The following is a 17,278-nucleotide window of genomic DNA, read 5'->3' on the forward strand; positions in this document are numbered from 1 at the left end:
AGCAGGCGCAGCAGCGATTACAGGAACGAGCGCAGGCGCAAAAGAATGCTTCTAATGAGCCCTCGGTGACAGTGGAACCACCCGATGATGTGGAGCCCCGTAGGTAGTAGCGCTAGCGGAATCATATTTTAGAGATATTCCTCGGAGCGTAAAGATTATTGAACTGCTTTGAGCACCAGGCAGCGGTGTGCGTCACCTACTCGAGTTAGTGCCACGGTTAGGGTGTGTGGTTGCCAGTCGCGATTTCGCTTGGGCATTATCTTTTTTCGCCAAGTTGCAATATCGAGGGCGACTCCACGCTTTATGACGTCCAGCCGCGTAGCCTGCTGGGATCGCAGGTAAGAGGTAAGGACTTTGGCCTTCAAGGGTAGGTTATCCACGATCTGATAGCAGTTGAGTGCGAAAGAATCTGACTTGCTGGGAAGAGAGTTTCCGGTCAGGTAGGCAATCCCGGTTGCTACTGGTGCTGCTCCTATGCGTTCGCATAGTTGTGAAAGAATTCCGGCGCGGATAATTGCAGGATCTAGCTCAAAAAAGAAATTCCCCAAGGTGGTTGCGGGGGGAACCTGCAGATGCTTTTCTCCCGGATTATGGGCAGCGGCGCAGCGGTATGTTTCTACTTGGTTGCCATGGATAATCAGCGCAGAACGCCCTGTGCCCTCGGGGGCTAATCCCGCCGAATACAAGGTGCACTCCACTAGGTCACCGTCAATGCTAACCCATTGGGCGTGATAGCCATCAGGCAAGTAGGACAAATCAATTCCCGGTGCCATTTTCACAGCTAAATTCGGTGCTTGCTTGCCCCACTCCAAAACCTTTCGCAAAGATGGAGACCAAGAATTAGGGGAGAGGACGCGTCCTTTGGCGGTGCGGCGGGCAGGATCGACGAATAGTGCAGGCAGAGTTTTGTATGAGGTGATATTTTCAGCACTTTCGCATAAAACTTTGGCGCTCGGCACTTCGCAGAGATTTATTGCTGCGCAGGTGGCAGCAGCTGGACTAATATCGACGGCTACAAAATCTTGGCAGAGGGAAGCCAGTTCCATCGAATCGGAGCCGATTCCACACCCGAGATCCATTATTCTGGTGACCCCGGCGGTCGCAAACCGTCTAGCGCGCGCCCTGGCCACTGTTTGTCGGGTTGCTTGTTCGAGTCCGTCACGAGTAAAAAGTTTAGTTAGCGCGACTTCCCCTAGTTTTTCTTGGGCTTTTTCCCGTAGTTTCCATTGGGTTTGTAGCGAGGAAACCAGGCTTACCGGGTAGTGCTTGCGAAGGTGTTTAACAATATCTGGGGATTCAACGGATGGCGGGCATGGGTATTCTCCTAGTAGCTGCCAACCTTCCTGGGTGGTAAGAGCCGCAATCATCAGGTCTTCCGCAGGGGGGAAGGAGGAGGTTAGCTGCTTTAACTGTTTAAAGCTAAGCTGCGTATTCCCTGCTATCATCAAATTTCTCCCCTTGTTTATTTTTAGTGTAACCGAGGATGTGTCAGCTAGTAGATTTCCAGTTAAGGTTACCCGCGTAGGTATTCGCGGAGGGCGTAAGCGAAAACTGGCACTCAGCTTGATTGAGTGCCAGAATACACCTAAGCTAAATAGTGCATTTGGAGTTGCAAGACTCCAGACTGAACCGGAAATCTGGCAACCCGCGACGTCAAAGATCCGGTACAAAAACCGAAAATTTTGGAAAAAGAAAGGGAGGTCTGCAGTGTCAGTCTCCATTAAGCCGTTAGAAGATCGCGTCGTGATTCAGCAGGCAGAGGCGGAGCAAAAGACCGCTTCCGGTCTGGTTATCCCCGACGCTGCCAAGGAAAAGCCGCAGGAAGGCAAAGTAATCGCAGTGGGACCGGGTCGCATTGATGATCAAGGTAACCGGGTACCGATGGATGTCGCTGAGGGCGATAGCGTGATTTATTCCAAGTACGGTGGCACCGAGGTAAAGTATGGCGGAGAAGAATACTTGATTCTATCCGCGCGTGATATTTTGGCAAAGGTCGAGCGCTAGGTACTAGAGCGCTGCTCAGGTGGGTTAAATCGCCTGGGAAAATAGCCGTAAAGTGATTGGCGGGGTCAGAAAGTCTGACCCCGCCTTTTTTATCCCTAGCATCTTTGGAGTATGCCAAACTGTTTAGCTATGGAAGCGATAAGTTGGTACAAAAAGCCGGGGGCGAAATCATTTCGCCCCCGGCTTTTAAAAACTATCTAGTTGTCATTTAGCAACGCTGAACTATTTTTCTTTCGGCGCCGGCAAAATAACGTCGCGTACTAGTTCCTGCAGATCCGTGTTGGACTTGAGGAATCCGCGGAGAGTACGTACCGTCGGACCGAAGGTGTCAAACTCTTCTTCAGTCATGCCGTCGACTTCATAGGCACGACGGAAGTCTTCCACCTTCATCAGGGTCTCCATGACTTCCTCGGATACCGGATTGTCAAAGCGCGGTTCAAACTGGTAGTCGGACTCTTGGATTCGCTTTGACCAAGCAAACGGCGGAGAAATCACTACGTCGCCACCAACCAGTTCGGTGTACTGCATGGTGTTACGGAAGGCGGCAGCTAGCATCCGGGAGCGTAGACCCCGTTTCTCGAATTCAGCAGCAGCTTTCTTGAAAGCAGCGATTCCGCCCCATTCGAGGTGACCGGGGTTGAGAACCAGTTTGTCGCGGTTAGCGCAAATCTTCAGCCAGTCATCTAGGCGGCCTACCATCAAGGTTACAACCGGTCCCATGGTGGAAACGTCTTTTCCTTCGGCTTCGCGGCGCTTGAGGCCACGTTCAATGGCTTCACCGGAGCGAACCGCTTGGGGAACCGAGAAAGACACGGTCACGTTCATGGATACGCCGCGGTAGGTTGCGTCTTCAATCGCTTCCAGGCCGGTCTTGGTGGCCGGTACCTTTACTACGATGTTAGGAGCCATTTCGGAGAATTCCACCGCCTGGTCGGCCAGGGCTTTGGCGTTGCGGTAGTTAGCCGGATCGGTCTGCACCGAGAGACGGCCATTGCGGCCATTTGAGGCTTCAAATGCCGGCACTAGCAGCTTAGCTGCCTCAACCGACATGTCTTTGACAGCTTGCCAACCGATTTCCGACTCGGTAGCGGTGGGCATATTTTCGGCAATTTTCTTAATGCGAGGAGCCCAAATGTCCAGGTGCTTGGAAATGGTGGTGTAAGCGATGGTTGGATTGCAGGTCGCGCCCACTGTGCCCCAAGAGATCGCCTGACGAAGTTCCTCTAAATCAGAGGAATCGTTCCACAGGGCGGTCTTGGAATTCTTGGCTGCATCTAGCAGGGGACCGGGGGTCATTTTAATCTCGGTCATTGAATCTCCTTAGTTATTCTTTAATTACCGTCTTCGACGCCGGTTCTCCTCCAGGATAAGGGCTAATGTCGCTGGCGTCAAGACTTTGACAGGACAATAGGGCAAAGTGTGTGTGAGCTACAGCACTAAAGGCTAATGGTGAATTTGTAGCGGGAGGCGCGGTAAACGTGGTCTCCGATTTCGATGGGGGTTCCAGATTGGTTGTAGGAAATACGGCGCATGTTCAAAATGGCTGTTCCCCGCGGTTCCTGCAGGGTTTTGGCCTCCTCGGCAGAGGCTTTACGGGCGGAAATAGTTTGTTGTGCGCTAAAAACCTCATCCCCGCGGCGTCGCATCATGTCGTAGAGCCCTCCGGAACGCAGTTCCTTGTCGCTGGGGGCTACTTCAAGCGGCAGGTAGTTAGTTAAAAGTGCTAAGGGTTCTCCGTTGGCTAGTCGTAGGCGCACCACCTTGATTATTCTTGCGTTTTTCTCGAGGCTCAATTCCTCGGCTACATCCTCGTCGGCGAGGACTTCCTCGTAGGAAATTACTTTAGTAGTAGGCTTTTGTCCGGTTTGCTTGAGGTCATCATAAAGGGAAGAAAGTTTTACTTGCCGATGAATTTCTTTAGGAGCAACAATGGTGCCGACTGCGCGTTTGCGCACTACTAAACGGAGTTCAACCAAGGATTGGAGGGCGCGGCGGGCGGTGGGGCGGGATACCCCTAGGCGTGATGCCATTGATAGTTCGTCCTCGAGTTTGGTGCCAGCCGGAATGGTTCCGTCCAGGATTAGCTTCTTAATGGGTTCGGAAATTTGGTGATATAGGGGGATTGGGGAGTCGTGGTCCAGGTCGATATCTGTTACGTAAGTTTTGGGGGTTGCCATCGTTAGCTCCTTCCAAACAGGGTGTTCAAATAATTATAGCGCTCAATGTCATATAAGCATGACAATATGTGGAATCTTTCTAAAGTTATCAAAATTCTGGAAGAGCAACGAGTGAAGCTGAATTTTGGTAGATGAAACGTTGGGTTTGTTGGCTGTCTAGGGTGCTTTTATTATTTTATGCTTCCCCCCAACTCAAATCTTTGCTAAAATGTAAGCACAAAGTGCCAAAGGTGGGCGGTGATGTCTGCGGCTGGTGCTGACAATGTAGTCACCAACAAACAAAAAGGGGGAACTCTGCTGTGAATAGTTTTAAAATGCCCGCGGTGGATGTGCTCACTATCGGGCGTTCGGGAGTGGATATCTACCCACTGCAAACCGGAGTAGGGCTAGAAAAGGTAGAACAATTCGGAAAATTCCTGGGGGGAAGCCCGATGAATGTGGCGGTAGCGGCGGCGAAGCTACGCCATTCTTCTGCGATTATTACCGGAGTGGGTACCGATCCTTTTGGTAAATTTGTACGTTCAGAGATGCGTTCTCTAGGTGTTTACGACAGCTATGTTGTTGATAATCCAAACTTTGCTACCCCGGTGACTTTCTGTGAGATTTTCCCGCCGGATGATTTTCCCCTCTACTTTTACCGCGAGCCATCTGCTCCTGATCTGCAGTTACGTAAAGAAGATATTCCTGTGGATGCGGTTAGGGATGCGAGAATATTTTGGATTTCCGTGACCGGCCTATCCGAAGAGCCCTCGCGTAGTGCTCACCACTATGCTTTAGATCAGCGCAATCTGGGAGATAAAGGCAAATGGACAATCGCTGACTTGGATTACCGGGCTACGTTCTGGAGTGACGAGGAGACGGCTCACCGGGAAGTGGAACGGATGCTAGAAAAAGTCACAGTGGCAGTCGGCAATAAAGAAGAGTGTCGTATTGCAGTCGGGGAAACCGAGCCGGATCGTGCGGCCGACGCCCTATTAGAACGGGGAGTGGAAATTGCGGTGGTAAAGCAGGGGCCACTGGGTACTCTCTGTAAGACCAAGGAGGAACGGATAGAGGTTCCAGTGACTCCGGTGAAAGTTACTAACGGTTTGGGCGCGGGTGATTCCTTCGGGGGATCCCTTTGCCATGGGTTACTCTCGGGTTGGGATTTACCGCAGGTAATTTCCGCGGCTTCCACTGCGGGGGCAATCGTGAGTTCCCGGCTGGAATGCTCCACGGCTATGCCCTCTGAACCAGAAATCTTAGATATGATTTCCCGGAATCCTCAGTCCGCCCCAATCGTCACAAAGAGGTAGCATCATGGGTAAACTAATCGCAAAATTGTCTGAGATACGTACTTTTGAACCTGAAAAGATTGCAGAAACTCTGCATAATCGGCCGCGCCCTACTTTAAAAGAAGCGTTGCAAAGCAAAGATGGCGCCCCCGGCAAATTAATGGTTATTGCCTGTGATCACCCCGCACGAGGGGCGTTAGCGGCAGGAGATGATCCTAGCGCGATGGCAGACCGGGAAGAACTGCTGGCGCGCTGTGTTGAGGCACTGTCTAGGCCAGGAGTAAACGGTTTCTTGGGAACCGCCGATATGATTGAGGATCTGGCATTGCTGGGTGCCCTCGATAATAAAGTAGTTTTCGGGTCGATGAACCGTGCCGGGCTAGCGGGGGCTACCTTCGGAATGGATGACCGTTTCAACTGCTATGATGCCCAGGGCGTAGAAGACGCCGGTTTAGCCGGGGGTAAAATGTTGACCCGGATTAACTATGAAGATGCGGGAACTGTCGCTACTTTGCAGGCCACTGCGCAAGCGATAGACGAGCTGGCCGAGCGGAAACTAATGGCAATGGTTGAGCCGTTTATTTCTCAGGGGCCTGCCGAAAAGGTCAGTAACATCCTTACTGCTGACGCCGTCATAAAGTCAATGGCGATTGCAGCCGGGTTGGGACGTACTAGCGCCTACACCTGGCTGAAACTTCCCTGTGTATCCGAGATGGAGCGCGTTATGGAAGCCGCCACCCTTCCCTCTTTGATCCTAGGGGGAGAAGTATCTAAGGATCCCGATGCCGCCATGGAGTCATGGGGTAAAGCTTTACAGCTGCCCAATGTCTTGGGGTTAGTCATCGGTCGTTCACTATTATTCCCGGCCTGCGGTGACGTGGCGCAGGCCGTAGATGAGACGGTAGGTTTGCTATGAGTGATAACGAAAATTATTTATTCCGCGATGGACAGCTAAAGAACGGCCAGTTCGAGTTGGATTTGACCCCGGAAAAAGCCGGATGGGAATTCTCGGGACTGAAAGTCTTGAATCTGCCAGCCGGAGCCAGTCAAGAGGTTAAAACCGGGAATAACGAACTGTTGGTTTTACCCTTGGAGGGTGGCTGCACGGTTACGGTAAACGGTGAAGAATTCGATATTAAAGGTCGTAAGGATATCTGGAGTGAAATCACCGATTACCTGTACGTGCCGATTGACACCACTTTTACTGTGAGCAGTGAAAAAGGTGGACGCTTTGCTTTGCCCAGCTCGCTGGCTAAGAATGCGAAACCGCTGCGGTACTGCCCCAAAGACGAAGTTATTTCCATGATTCGCGGTAAGGGAGACTGTACTCGGGAAGTCCATAACTACACCATGGGCAATCCAGTAGAGGTAGACCATATGCTGGTCACCGAGGTAATCACTCCTGGTGGTAACTGGTCTTCGTATCCTCCCCATAAACATGATGAGCATTCTGAAACCGAACGAATTCTGGAAGAGATCTATTACTACCAGGTAAAACCGGCCGCAAACGGCACTACTGGGATGGCGTTGCAACGCATTTACCCCTCTAAGGGACACACTATTGATGTATGTGCTGAGGTGCACAGCGGGGACGTAGTAGTAATGCCGCACGGTTGGCATGGCCCGTCGGTAGCTGCTCCCGGATACCACCTGTATTATTTGAATGTAATGGCTGGTCCGGCCGAGGACGCGACTTGGCTAGTGACTGTCGACCCGGACTATGTCTGGCTCACCGAAGATTGGGGTGGCGGCGACGCTGACCCCCGCCTACCCATGACCAATGCCACCATCAAGGAGGACTAAGGATGGCAAAATTTGAGACTGTTCGTCTAACTACTGCTCAGGCGACAATCCGCTTCTTAATCAACCAGTATTCTGAGCGTGACGGTAAAGAATACCGCCTCATTCCGGGTACTTTCGGGATTTTCGGACACGGAAACGTGTGTGGCATCGGGCAGGCGTTGCTGCAAAACGAACTAGATTCCACCCCCGACGGGGGCGTGATGGAATACTACATGCCTCGCAACGAGCAAGGTGCGGTACACGCGGCTGCAGCTTACGCTAAAGCCAAGAATCGTTTGCAGACACTAGCGGTTACCACCTCGATTGGGCCGGGCGCCTTGAATATGGTTACCGGTGCGGCGTTGGCTACCACTAACCGGGTGCCAGTATTACTGCTGCCCTCCGACCAGTTTGCTACCCGGTACCCCGATCCGGTGCTTCAGCAGTTGGAAGATCCGCGTTCATTGGACGTGACGGTTAATGACGCGTTCCGCTGTGTGTCGCGTTTCTTCGATCGGATTAACCGTCCGGAACAGCTAATGCCCTCCCTAATGAACGCGATGCGTGTTCTGACTGACCCGGCAGAAACCGGGGCAGTGGTATTGGCGATGCCGCAGGACGTACAGGCTGAAGCCTTCGACTGGCCCGTAGAAATGTTTGCTAAACGGGTTTGGCACGTGCGTCGTCCGGCAGTCTCGGAAACCGAGATGGCACGGGCAGCTGCGATTATTAAGTCCGCGAAGCGTCCATTGATTGTCTCTGGTGGCGGAACGATATATGCGGAAGCCTCCCAGGAGCTACGTGATTTGGCCAGCGCCACCGGGATTCCCGTTTCCGACACTCAGGCGGGTAAGGGTGCCATTAACTTCGACCATGAATGCGCTGTGGGTGGCGTGGGTTCTACCGGTGCTAATAGTGCGAACCATTTGGCGGATAAAGCTGATGTGGTTATCGGGGTGGGTACTCGTTACTCCGACTTCACTACTGCTTCCCATACCCAGTTCAAGAACCCGGACGTGCGTTTTGTGAACATTAATGTGAAGGCCTTTGATGCGGCTAAACACGCGGGTGAGATGGTGGTGGCTGATGCCAAATTGGCGCTGTCTGCTTTGAAAGAAGCACTTGCCGATTATCGAGTTGACGAGGCTTATAGCCAGGAAATCGCTAAGGAACGTCAGGATTGGTTCGAAAAGACCGCCGAGTGCTACGGCTCGCATGACCAAAAGCTACCCGCGCAAACCGAGGTTTTCGGGGCGCTTAATGACATGATGGGCGATAACGATGTGGTGATTAATGCCGCTGGGTCGATGCCAGGTGACTTGCAGTGCCTATGGCAGGCAAAGACTCCAGTGCAATACCACGTAGAGTACGCCTTTAGCTGCATGGGATACGAGATCCCAGCAGCTATGGGAGTCAAGATGGCATTACCGGATTCGGAAGTGGTTGCGATTGTCGGCGATGGTACCTACCAGATGTTGCCGATGGAATTGGCCACCGTGGTGCAGGAAAATATCAAAGTCATTTATGTTTTACTGCAAAACTATGGGTTCTCTTCGATTGGAGCGCTTTCGGAGTCGCGCGGATCTCAGCGTTTCGGTACTCGCTACCGGATGGGTGCCGGCAACCCCCATAACCAGGATGGGCAGCTATTGCCAGTAGATATCGCTAAAAATGCGGAATCTTGGGGTTTGAAAGTGTTGAAGGTACACACTATTGAAGAGTTCCGCGATGCCTACCGTCAGGCGGAGAAATCTGAGCGGGCCGTGATGATTCACATTGAAACTGACCTGTTTGGACCGAACCCGCCGAATTGTTCTTACTGGGACGTAGCTGTGGCAGAAGTTTCTCGCATCGAATCTACACAGCAGGCTCGTAAAGAATACGAGGAAGCGGTGAAGGATCAGCGTCACTACTGGAAACAGTAATTGAAGGCTCTCTTGAAAATTTGATAGTGAATGAGTTGGGTTAGCGCCCAAAACTTTCGGGGCGGGGATTTATTTCCCCGCCCCGAAAGTTTTTTGTTATTGTCCGCAATAATGCCGCTTAAAAACTCCTAGATTTTGGTTCTGTGCGCCGCTGGCGGTGCCTATAGTTCTAGGAAATTCTCTAGGCGAAAGGTTGTGATTTTTCGTCTAGAGTCGCAATCGCTGCCGTCGGAAGGCTCAAACTAGCGGAAGCCACTAGATCCTTTAGCTGCTGGGGATTACGTGCAGAGGCAATCGGAGCAGCTACACCCTTGGAGCGCAGCCAGGCGAGGGAAACTGTGGTGGGGGTAGATCCAATCTCCTCAGCCACCTTCACCAAGGCATCTACCAGTGCAAAAGATTCTGGACGGTTGTATTCAGATAAGAAATCACTGCGTTCTTTACCCGCAAGGTCTTCTGCTTTACGGTATTTCCCGGTTAAGAATCCGGAAGCCAGTGAGAAGTAACTGAACTCGGCAACTCCGAAATCCGCACAAATTGGAGAATAGTCCTTCTCGAACTGTTTACGATATAGCAGGTTGTATTGATTTTGAATCGCTACTGGTTTTGCCAAATTCGCGTCTGTGGCCACCTGGAACCATTCCCGCATCCGTTCGGGGGAAAAGTTAGACATGGCCACGTAGCGAATCTTCCCTTCTTTTACCAGGGAATCAAACGCGGCAGCCATCTCAGCTATTGGGGTTTTATTATCATCGAAATGTGCATAGTAGAGATCGATGTAATCGGTTTTTAGCCGTTTTAAGGAAGCCTCGCAAGCGGCCTTAATATTTGCCGGAGCTAGACCGGGAAAATCCGGATGCTGGCTGACCTTAGTTGCGATTACTACCTGATCACGGTGTTTGCGTTCGGTTAACCAATTTCCGATTACCCCCTCGGATTCGCCACCTTTAAGCCCTTCACCCCAGGCAGAATAAACATCGGCAGTGTCGATAAAGTTTCCGCCCGCTTCACAGTAAGCATCCATTACCGCGAAAGAATCAGCTTTATCGCTGGTCCAACCGAAAGTATTGGCTCCTAAAACCAACTCAAAAACGGAAAGCTCCGTGCCTTTTACCTGATACATTCTTCCTCCTAAAGCAATTGCGCTGTCAATTGGCATGATACTAGATGATCGCTGGTTAGGGGCGGTGGGGATAATAGGATGCGCTATAGGTGTTTTCGCGCTCAAACTAAATGAGGCACCACACCGCCCTCGCGCTCAATATATGTAAGGTACGCCGCGGGTTTGAATCCCCCAAGCAATGGCATTAGAGTTTCTAATGGTTTTTGTTTTCTGATGTTGGAGAGTTGTTTATTATGACCTCCCTCAAAAAATAATCGGTAAATCTATCAAATCTGCTTTGCTATGGCCGCTAGTTGCGTTTGCGGTTATTTTGGCGATGTTGGGGGGGATGCGGTTCCCGCGCATGCAGCTCCCACGAATGTTCCGATTACAGTTGGTAGCGACGCCTATTCTACCGATGGTTCCGGGTTGGTTACCAGTGAGAATGAGCTGCTATATGATGTGGCAAAAGGTGATGAGGAGAGTAACGCTTATCAGATTGCCTATCGCGGCACCCTGGATATGAAGGGCGTCTGGAACAGCTTCAGAGTTTTCAAGCTTGGGTGGATGCTCAGGAACGGCTTTAGTGCTACGCGTTGGAAAGCAAAGACTTTCAGCGGCGAGTGGGATATTTCTTTTACTATTTACACCGATGTGGTCAGCTCAAATCCGGACTTAGTAAATTGTGCGGTGGTGCAAGCGGAGATGGCAAAACAGAACCCTGACACCAAGTTCGGCGATATTAGGCGTTGCCAAACCGCCTCCTATGACCCGGCTACCGGGAAATTCACCGCTCATTTCGCGTTGACACATGAGGACGGAAGTAAAGTTACCGGTGCAGACCTGGACAAGGCTGATAACCAGCCGACGGAGCTGAAACTCACCACCCCTCCGCAGGCGTTTTATGTCAAGCAATCTAACTTGGTGCCGGGTAAAACCTTTTCGATGACTGACCCCACGGTTACCGGCAAGATGGCTATGGATTATTTCTACGCGGGGATGCCGCTACAGTTCAACGATATTGGTGATTCGGTGACCTTGACCATGGTAAAGAAAGAGCCGAAAAAGTTCGCGGCTGCTGACGGATTCAGCCTCCCCGCTAGCGTGATGAAGTTGCTGCCCAGCGTCGTAACTGCCGCTGAAGGTGACACCGTAACCCCGGCTGATCTCAAACAGAAGGTGGTTAAAGAATCGGTAGAGGCTAACGGAACCGAGACCGAAACCACCTGGACCTTCAAAGGCTGGTCACCTCAGCAAGCCATGATTGTCGACGCTGATGTTACCTTTACTGGTACCTGGGAGAAATTGGTTACCACCAGTAAGGTTAAACCTGCTGATTCGGAAAAAACTCCCACGCCGAAAGCTAGCCCTAGAGAAGAAATGGGAAATACCGGCGCCTCGCCCCTACTGCTGCTGTTGATTGCAGGAACCAGCAGTATTCTAGGTGCGCTGGTGCTGCTACGGCGCCGGGCGTAACGCGAGTATGAGGTTTTGGCTGTAGGGCGGGTGTATGTGGTACCGCTGCGAAGCGTTTAATGCGGCTTGTGTTGGAGCTGCTGCAGCATTTCTGATTAGCTTAACGCCTGACGATAGCTTCACCCCGAGGAGTGTAACGTTTATTTCTTGAAAACTTTGTAACTGTATTTTCTGAAAGGCCGATTTTCAGATTTCCTCAGACTAGACTCCAGACTGATTAGATAGTCTCATGGTGAAAAAAGATCGCTTGGGAATGACCCGCAGGGATCATCAATCCCTGGATGTGGCAAAGCTCTACTATAGCGGCCTATCTCAGAGTGAAATCGCTAATGTACTGCATGTTTCACGACCAAATGTTTCCAAATTGCTCACTCATGCGAAGGCGCGCGGGTTCGTGAAAATTCGAATAGATGATCCACGAGAGCAAGACAGAGAGCTCATCGATTCTTTACGGTCTGCTTTTTCACTTGACGAGGTACGTTTAGTGTCTCCACCTAGAAGACGCGACATTGATATTCGCAAGGCTCTGGGACAGGCGGGGGCAGAGCTTTTTATGGGGATGGTGCGTGATGGAGACGCCGTTGGAGTTTACTGGTCTCGAACCATTCAGGCATTGACTGCGAGCTTACAGCGGCAATCTTTACAGCGGGTCGATGTAGTCCAGGTCGGTGGCAATCTAAGGATGCCGTCCATGGATTTATCCACTCTAACCAGTTTCCGGGAGTTACGAGAATCTCTGCAGGCCAAGGTGTACATGATAGGGCATCCAATCGTGTTGGAATCGGCAGGTGCGAAGCTAGCAATTGAACGAGAAGAGAGTGTCAGTAGGGTTATGGAACTTGCGCGCCGAGCACGTATCGTGCTTTATTCGGTCGGCTCAGTTAGTTCCGTGGCAACTCTGTTGCATAGTCCGCTCATTAACGAGGACGAAAGAGAATTCTTGATCGAGCATTCGGTGGGGGAAGTATGTGCGCACTTCATCGATGAAGACGGCAGGGTCTGTCTGCCGGATCTTAACAACCGCACTTTGGGAATTTCTTTGCCGGATTTACGGCATAACGAGCAAAAGATCCTGGTAGCAGGAGGATCCGATAAGTTGCAAGCAGTCTATGCGGCATTGCTACGTGGTTATGCTAACCGGTTAGTTATAGACACGGTAACGGCACGAAAGCTACACGCCTTGACGAAAAAGAAACAAGGCAAATAGGCAAAATGGCACATATGTGCCAAAAATTCGTTCTATAGGCTGGGGCAGCAAAGTAGCGTGAGACCAGTGACAAGTCAGCCAAGACTTGCATGAAGTCGAAGGAGACGTAGACATGACCAATAAAGCAAAACTAATTGATCACACCCTGCTTGCGCCAGATGCAACAGCTGAAGCGGTAAAGAAGCTGTGCGAAGAGGCTAAAACTGCAGGATTCTGGTCGGTGTGTGTAAGCCCCAATAGGGTTTCGCTGGCGAAGCGTGAGCTTTCCGGTAGTGATATTAAAGTCTGTACAGTAATCGGATTTCCTTCTGGTGCGCATTGCACAGAGGTAAAAAAATTTGAGACTGCCCATGCCGTTGCAGACGGAGCGCAAGAGGTCGACATGGTAATAGACCTGGGGGCAGTCAAAGATGGAAATTGGCACGCAGTTCAGCTGGACATTGCTGGTGTTGTCCAAGCAGCTGGTACTGGGGTTCTAGTGAAGGTCATCTTGGAAACCTGCCTGCTCACGGATGAAGAAATCGTGAATGCATGCGAATGCGCACAAAAGGCTGGCGCAGATTTTGTAAAAACTTCTACAGGTTTTTCACAATCAGGTGCAAGTGAGCATGCAGTGGAGCTTATGCGTAAAACTGTTGGCTCGAATATGGGAGTTAAAGCATCTGGCGGGATTCGAACCGCTGCCGTCATGGACGAAATGATCGCCGCAGGAGCTAACCGTATTGGTGCCTCTGCCGGAATGAAACTGTTGGGGGGGAACGAATGAGTATAGATGTGGAAACTTTGCCAAAGCAATCATTGCCTGGGCAAAAAACACCCGAAGGACAAGTAAATAACAGCCGAGGGTTGATAAAGGATAATACGCTGCAGTTAGCCGACGGTTACCTTTCGCGAACCCCTATTTTTCAGTATCTCTTACTGTCGATTTGCTTCCCCATGTGGGGGATAGCTGCCAGCCTCAACGACATCTTGATTACACAGTTCAAGTCAATTTTTACTCTTTCTGACTTTGCTTCCGCGTTTGTGCAGTCGGCATTCTACGGTGGGTATTTTATTATTGCTATTCCTGCTTCCCAAGTAATCCGCTCCACCTCCTACAAAGTTGGAATCATGGTTGGTCTGAGTGTGTATATCATCGGCTGCTCACTGTTTTTCCCGGCTTCCCACATGGCAACGTATTCAGTATTCCTGTTTTCACTTTTTGCGATTGCAATTGGATTATCGTTCCTTGAGACGTCCTGTAACACTTACTCGTCGATGATTGGACCGAAAAAATATTCCACCCTACGACTAAATATCTCCCAAACTTTCTATCCTCTCGGATCTATCGGAGGAATTTTACTGGGCAAGTACTTGATTTTTTCCGAAGGTGCCGCGCTGCATGAGCAGATGGCAAATCTTACTGCTGCAGAGTCGCAACAGTTTGCTCGGGAAATGCTACAACGCACTCTGCATCCCTACCGGGTAATCATTCTAATCTTGTTGGTAATCCTGATTCTGGTGATGATTACGCAGTTCCCAAAGTGTAAGCCTGTGGTAAATAACGCGAAAGAGACCACGAAGGCAACCATATTCCAGACCCTAAAATACTTGGCCGGAAACCGTAGATTTAAAGCTGGTATTCTGACTCAGTTCCTTTACGTTGGCATGCAGACAGCGGTTTGGTCCTTTACGATTAGGCTCGCGCTAAATCTGGATCACTCTCTCAATGAGCGAACAGCCTCTAACTTCATGATCTTTGCGTTTATTGGGTTCTTTTTAGGAAAGTTCCTAGCAAATCTTTTGATGACCCGGTTTAATCAAGATTTAGTTCTCGTCGGCTACTCTCTTTGTGGATTGGGCGCGTTAGCGTATGTGATCTTGGTTCCTAATATGACAGCAGTTTATGCTGCGGTGTTGGTTTCGTTTTTGTTCGGGCCGTGTTGGGCAACCATCTACTCGCGCACGCTAGATTCAATCGAAGATAAACGCTATACCGAAACCGGCGGAGCGATAATCGTCATGTCGATTATTGGTGGGGCGGTTATTCCTGCAGTACAGGGGCTGGTCTCTGATCTGACTGGCTCGATGCAGATTTCTTTTGCCGTTAATCTCTTTTGTTTCGGTGCCGTATTGATGTACTTCTATTCCTCTTATAAAACTTCTCCAAAGGGTGAAATCTAATGCAATATGAAATGAATTTACCAAGATCCCTGTTTACGCAGTTAGAGACGGAAATACTGCATTCAGAGCAGTGGTCGGTAACCACGAAAACTTACTCATCCGGAGTTGCTTCACTAACTATCCGCAACTCGCTCGGATATGTTGAGGTTCTACCCTTCATGGGACAAATTATCTGGGATGCAGAGTTTTGCGGTCACAGCCTGCGCATGGAAAACATGTTTTCAGAGCCTAAACCGGCGACCTTGATTGAGGACACCTACGGCTGCTTTGCTTTCCATTCGGGGCTGCTTGCCGCTGGTTGCCCCGGCGAGGGGGATAACCATCCGTTGCATGGTGAATTTGCATGCGCTCCCATGGACTCGGCGAAATTGATTATTTCAAACAATGCCATTCGCGTAGTTTCTTGCCGCGAATACTTGAAGGGTTTTGGTGATCACTACGTAGCCAATCCCTCGGTGACTTTGCATCAGAATTCATCCATGTTCGATATTGAGCTACGGGTGCAAAACATGTCTAAGTACGCCTCTATGCCTCTGCAATATATGTGCCATATTAACTACGCGTTCGTACCAAGCGGAAAAATTACCCAAAACTTGCCTGCAGATGCGTTCAAATTACGGGAATCTGTGCCGGCGCATGTTAAACCAACTGAAAAATGGTTGAAGTTGAACGCAGATATAAAAGCCGGTAATCGGGACGCGAATTCCTTGGAAAAGGCTGAAGAGTTCGATCCGGAGATTGTGTATTTCGCTGATGGAGTAGACAAACTGACCGAAGAAGCAATTTTAGAAATGACCTGCCGGGACGGGACGGTATTTGAAACCCGTTTTAGTACCGAGAGTTTCCCAGTGATAACGCGGTGGATATTGCATAACGAAGATCAAAAAGTTGCTGCGTTTGCGCTTCCCGGGACATCACGTCCAGAAGGGCGCGAAGCGGCTCGTAAAGCTGGAACGTTAATTGAACTTGCCCCTGGGGAAGCTCGCACTTTCCAAGTAACTACCGGCATCAAGGAGAACTAGAAATGGATATTGCAGTAGTTGGCTCGAATATGGTCGATTTAATCTCCTATATCAATCGAATGCCCCATGAAGGCGAGACCGTAGAGGCTCCAGATTTTCGAATGGGTTGTGGTGGTAAGGGTGCGAACCAGGCCATAGCAGCTTCTCGGATGGGCTCGGAAGTTTTGATGGTCACCAGAGTAGGCAACGATATGTTTGCAGACAACACCATAAGAAACTTTGCTGAGAACGGTATCGACACCGAATTTGTTATGCGTACGGATGCTACCTCGGGGGTCGCCCCAATTTTTGTTGACCCCCAATCCCGTAACTCAATCATAATTGTCAAGGGAGCAAACGCATTGTTAACTCCCGAGGATGTGGAACGTGCCAAGGCACAAATTGCCGAATGTAAACTAATCGTGATGCAGCTGGAAATTCCGTTAGAAACGGTATATGCGACTATACGATTAGGCAATGAATTGGGTATTCCGATTCTGTTGAACCCAGCTCCAGCCGATCCCTCACTATCGTTAGAGCAGGTAAAAAACGTAGAGTTCATCGTGCCAAATGAGAGTGAACTATCTTTACTAACTGGGATGCCGGTAGAATCCGAAGAAGATATACGTGCCGCAGGGCAAGTGCTTACTCACTCGGGAATTCCGAATGTGATTGTCACTTTGGGTTCACGGGGCGCCTTGTGGATTAGTGAAGCCGGAGAACAGCTAATTGAAGGAACCTCTGACAGGGCAGTTGACACTACCGGGGCAGGTGACGCTTTCATTGGTTGCTTTAGTCATTGTTGGACGCAGACTGGTGACATTGCTGAGTCGATTCGCAAGGCTAATATCTATGCGGGCGATGCAGTAACTAAGCGGGGTACGCAAACTTCCTATGCTACGGCTGAAGAGCTAAACCTCCGTTAGTCCACCGTTTTCCTAGGCTCAGTGTGGTTGGCATGAACAGTGTACATGCGCAGTCGCATTAGATTAGCGCACGCAGCATCAAAGCTACGAGGGCATATTATTCGGTTCTTTGCCAGCCAGCTTGATAATGCCGTTACCCTTTCTCCACGGGGTAGGAAGGGTAACGGCATTATCGCCATCACGGTGAGTGAAAGCTGAGAGTAAGAATTCTGGGTTAAGCTGAGCGTTCCTTAGGGTGTAC

General features: G+C 50.4%; 15 protein-coding genes. 11 read left to right on the forward strand and 4 right to left on the reverse strand.

What is annotated here, in order from left to right:
* Positions 1 to 155: 155 nt before the first annotated feature.
* A complete protein-coding gene (locus EFB02_RS03050; protein ID WP_160115362.1) occupies positions 156 to 1,445 on the reverse strand; it encodes a class I SAM-dependent methyltransferase in 1,290 nt (429 codons plus the stop codon).
* Positions 1,446 to 1,707: 262 nt separating this feature from the next.
* On the opposite strand from EFB02_RS03050, the gene groES reads away from it, so the two are divergent.
* On the forward strand, positions 1,708 to 2,004 hold the full coding sequence (gene groES, locus EFB02_RS03055; protein ID WP_122820632.1) for a co-chaperone GroES: 297 nt from the start codon (positions 1,708 to 1,710) through the stop codon (positions 2,002 to 2,004).
* 222 nt (positions 2,005 to 2,226) lie between these two features.
* Here groES and EFB02_RS03060 read toward each other — a convergent pair whose 3' ends face one another.
* Both EFB02_RS03060 and EFB02_RS03065 read right to left on the reverse strand, forming a co-directional pair.
* Positions 2,227 to 3,315, reverse strand: a complete 1,089-nt coding sequence (locus EFB02_RS03060; protein WP_122820129.1) for a transaldolase family protein — start codon at positions 3,313 to 3,315, stop codon at positions 2,227 to 2,229.
* A 125-nt stretch (positions 3,316 to 3,440) separates the two neighbouring features.
* Entirely contained in the window at positions 3,441 to 4,181 is a 741-nt protein-coding gene (locus EFB02_RS03065; protein ID WP_122820130.1) for a GntR family transcriptional regulator, read from the reverse strand.
* 314 nt (positions 4,182 to 4,495) lie between these two features.
* Here EFB02_RS03065 and iolC point away from each other — a divergent pair, with 314 nt between their 5' ends.
* The 4 genes from iolC to iolD are packed head-to-tail and all read left to right on the forward strand — an operon-like array spanning position 4,496 to position 9,162.
* Positions 4,496 to 5,476 carry a 5-dehydro-2-deoxygluconokinase gene (iolC, locus tag EFB02_RS03070; protein WP_122820633.1) on the forward strand — a complete coding sequence of 327 codons (981 nt, stop codon included), beginning with the start codon at positions 4,496 to 4,498 and terminating at the stop codon, positions 5,474 to 5,476.
* A 4-nt stretch (positions 5,477 to 5,480) separates the two neighbouring features.
* Positions 5,481 to 6,371, forward strand: coding sequence for a Cgl0159 family (beta/alpha)8-fold protein (locus tag EFB02_RS03075; protein WP_122820131.1), 891 nt, complete (start codon positions 5,481 to 5,483; stop codon positions 6,369 to 6,371).
* Complete coding sequence (iolB, locus tag EFB02_RS03080; protein ID WP_122820132.1) at positions 6,368 to 7,258, forward strand: 5-deoxy-glucuronate isomerase; 891 nt, start codon at positions 6,368 to 6,370, stop codon at positions 7,256 to 7,258. Before EFB02_RS03075 ends, iolB begins: the two co-directional genes overlap by 4 nt.
* A 2-nt stretch (positions 7,259 to 7,260) precedes the next feature.
* Positions 7,261 to 9,162 (forward strand): 3D-(3,5/4)-trihydroxycyclohexane-1,2-dione acylhydrolase (decyclizing), encoded by a 1,902-nt coding sequence (gene iolD / locus EFB02_RS03085; RefSeq protein ID WP_122820133.1) that lies wholly within the window; start codon positions 7,261 to 7,263, stop codon positions 9,160 to 9,162.
* Between the two features lie 181 nt (positions 9,163 to 9,343).
* Here iolD and EFB02_RS03090 read toward each other — a convergent pair whose 3' ends face one another.
* Complete coding sequence (locus EFB02_RS03090) at positions 9,344 to 10,321, reverse strand: aldo/keto reductase (RefSeq protein WP_234992708.1); 978 nt, start codon at positions 10,319 to 10,321, stop codon at positions 9,344 to 9,346.
* A gap of 246 nt (positions 10,322 to 10,567) precedes the next feature.
* Here EFB02_RS03090 and EFB02_RS03095 point away from each other — a divergent pair, with 246 nt between their 5' ends.
* The 6 genes from EFB02_RS03095 (at position 10,568) to rbsK (ending at position 17,037) form a co-directional block, all read left to right on the forward strand.
* Positions 10,568 to 11,740, forward strand: coding sequence for an SHIRT domain-containing protein (locus EFB02_RS03095; protein ID WP_122820135.1), 1,173 nt, complete (start codon positions 10,568 to 10,570; stop codon positions 11,738 to 11,740).
* 229 nt (positions 11,741 to 11,969) lie between these two features.
* Positions 11,970 to 12,947: a sugar-binding transcriptional regulator gene (locus EFB02_RS03100; RefSeq protein WP_234992709.1), complete on the forward strand. Its 978-nt coding sequence runs from the start codon at positions 11,970 to 11,972 to the stop codon at positions 12,945 to 12,947.
* A 112-nt stretch (positions 12,948 to 13,059) separates the two neighbouring features.
* Complete coding sequence (gene deoC / locus EFB02_RS03105; protein ID WP_122820136.1) at positions 13,060 to 13,713, forward strand: deoxyribose-phosphate aldolase; 654 nt, start codon at positions 13,060 to 13,062, stop codon at positions 13,711 to 13,713.
* On the forward strand, positions 13,710 to 15,110 hold the full coding sequence (gene fucP / locus EFB02_RS03110) for an L-fucose:H+ symporter permease (RefSeq protein ID WP_122820137.1): 1,401 nt from the start codon (positions 13,710 to 13,712) through the stop codon (positions 15,108 to 15,110). The genes deoC and fucP overlap by 4 nt, the downstream gene beginning before the upstream one ends.
* 11 nt (positions 15,111 to 15,121) lie before the next feature.
* The gene (locus tag EFB02_RS03115) at positions 15,122 to 16,132 is read left to right on the forward strand and encodes an aldose 1-epimerase family protein (protein ID WP_234992710.1); all 1,011 of its coding nucleotides are present in this window, start codon (positions 15,122 to 15,124) and stop codon (positions 16,130 to 16,132) included.
* 2 nt (positions 16,133 to 16,134) lie between these two features.
* The gene (gene rbsK / locus EFB02_RS03120; RefSeq protein WP_122820139.1) at positions 16,135 to 17,037 is read left to right on the forward strand and encodes a ribokinase; all 903 of its coding nucleotides are present in this window, start codon (positions 16,135 to 16,137) and stop codon (positions 17,035 to 17,037) included.
* The last annotated feature ends 241 nt before the right edge of the window (positions 17,038 to 17,278 follow it).

The sequence above is a fragment of the Varibaculum vaginae genome (assembly GCF_900604285.1).
GTDB classification, from domain to species: domain Bacteria; phylum Actinomycetota; class Actinomycetes; order Actinomycetales; family Actinomycetaceae; genus Varibaculum; species Varibaculum vaginae.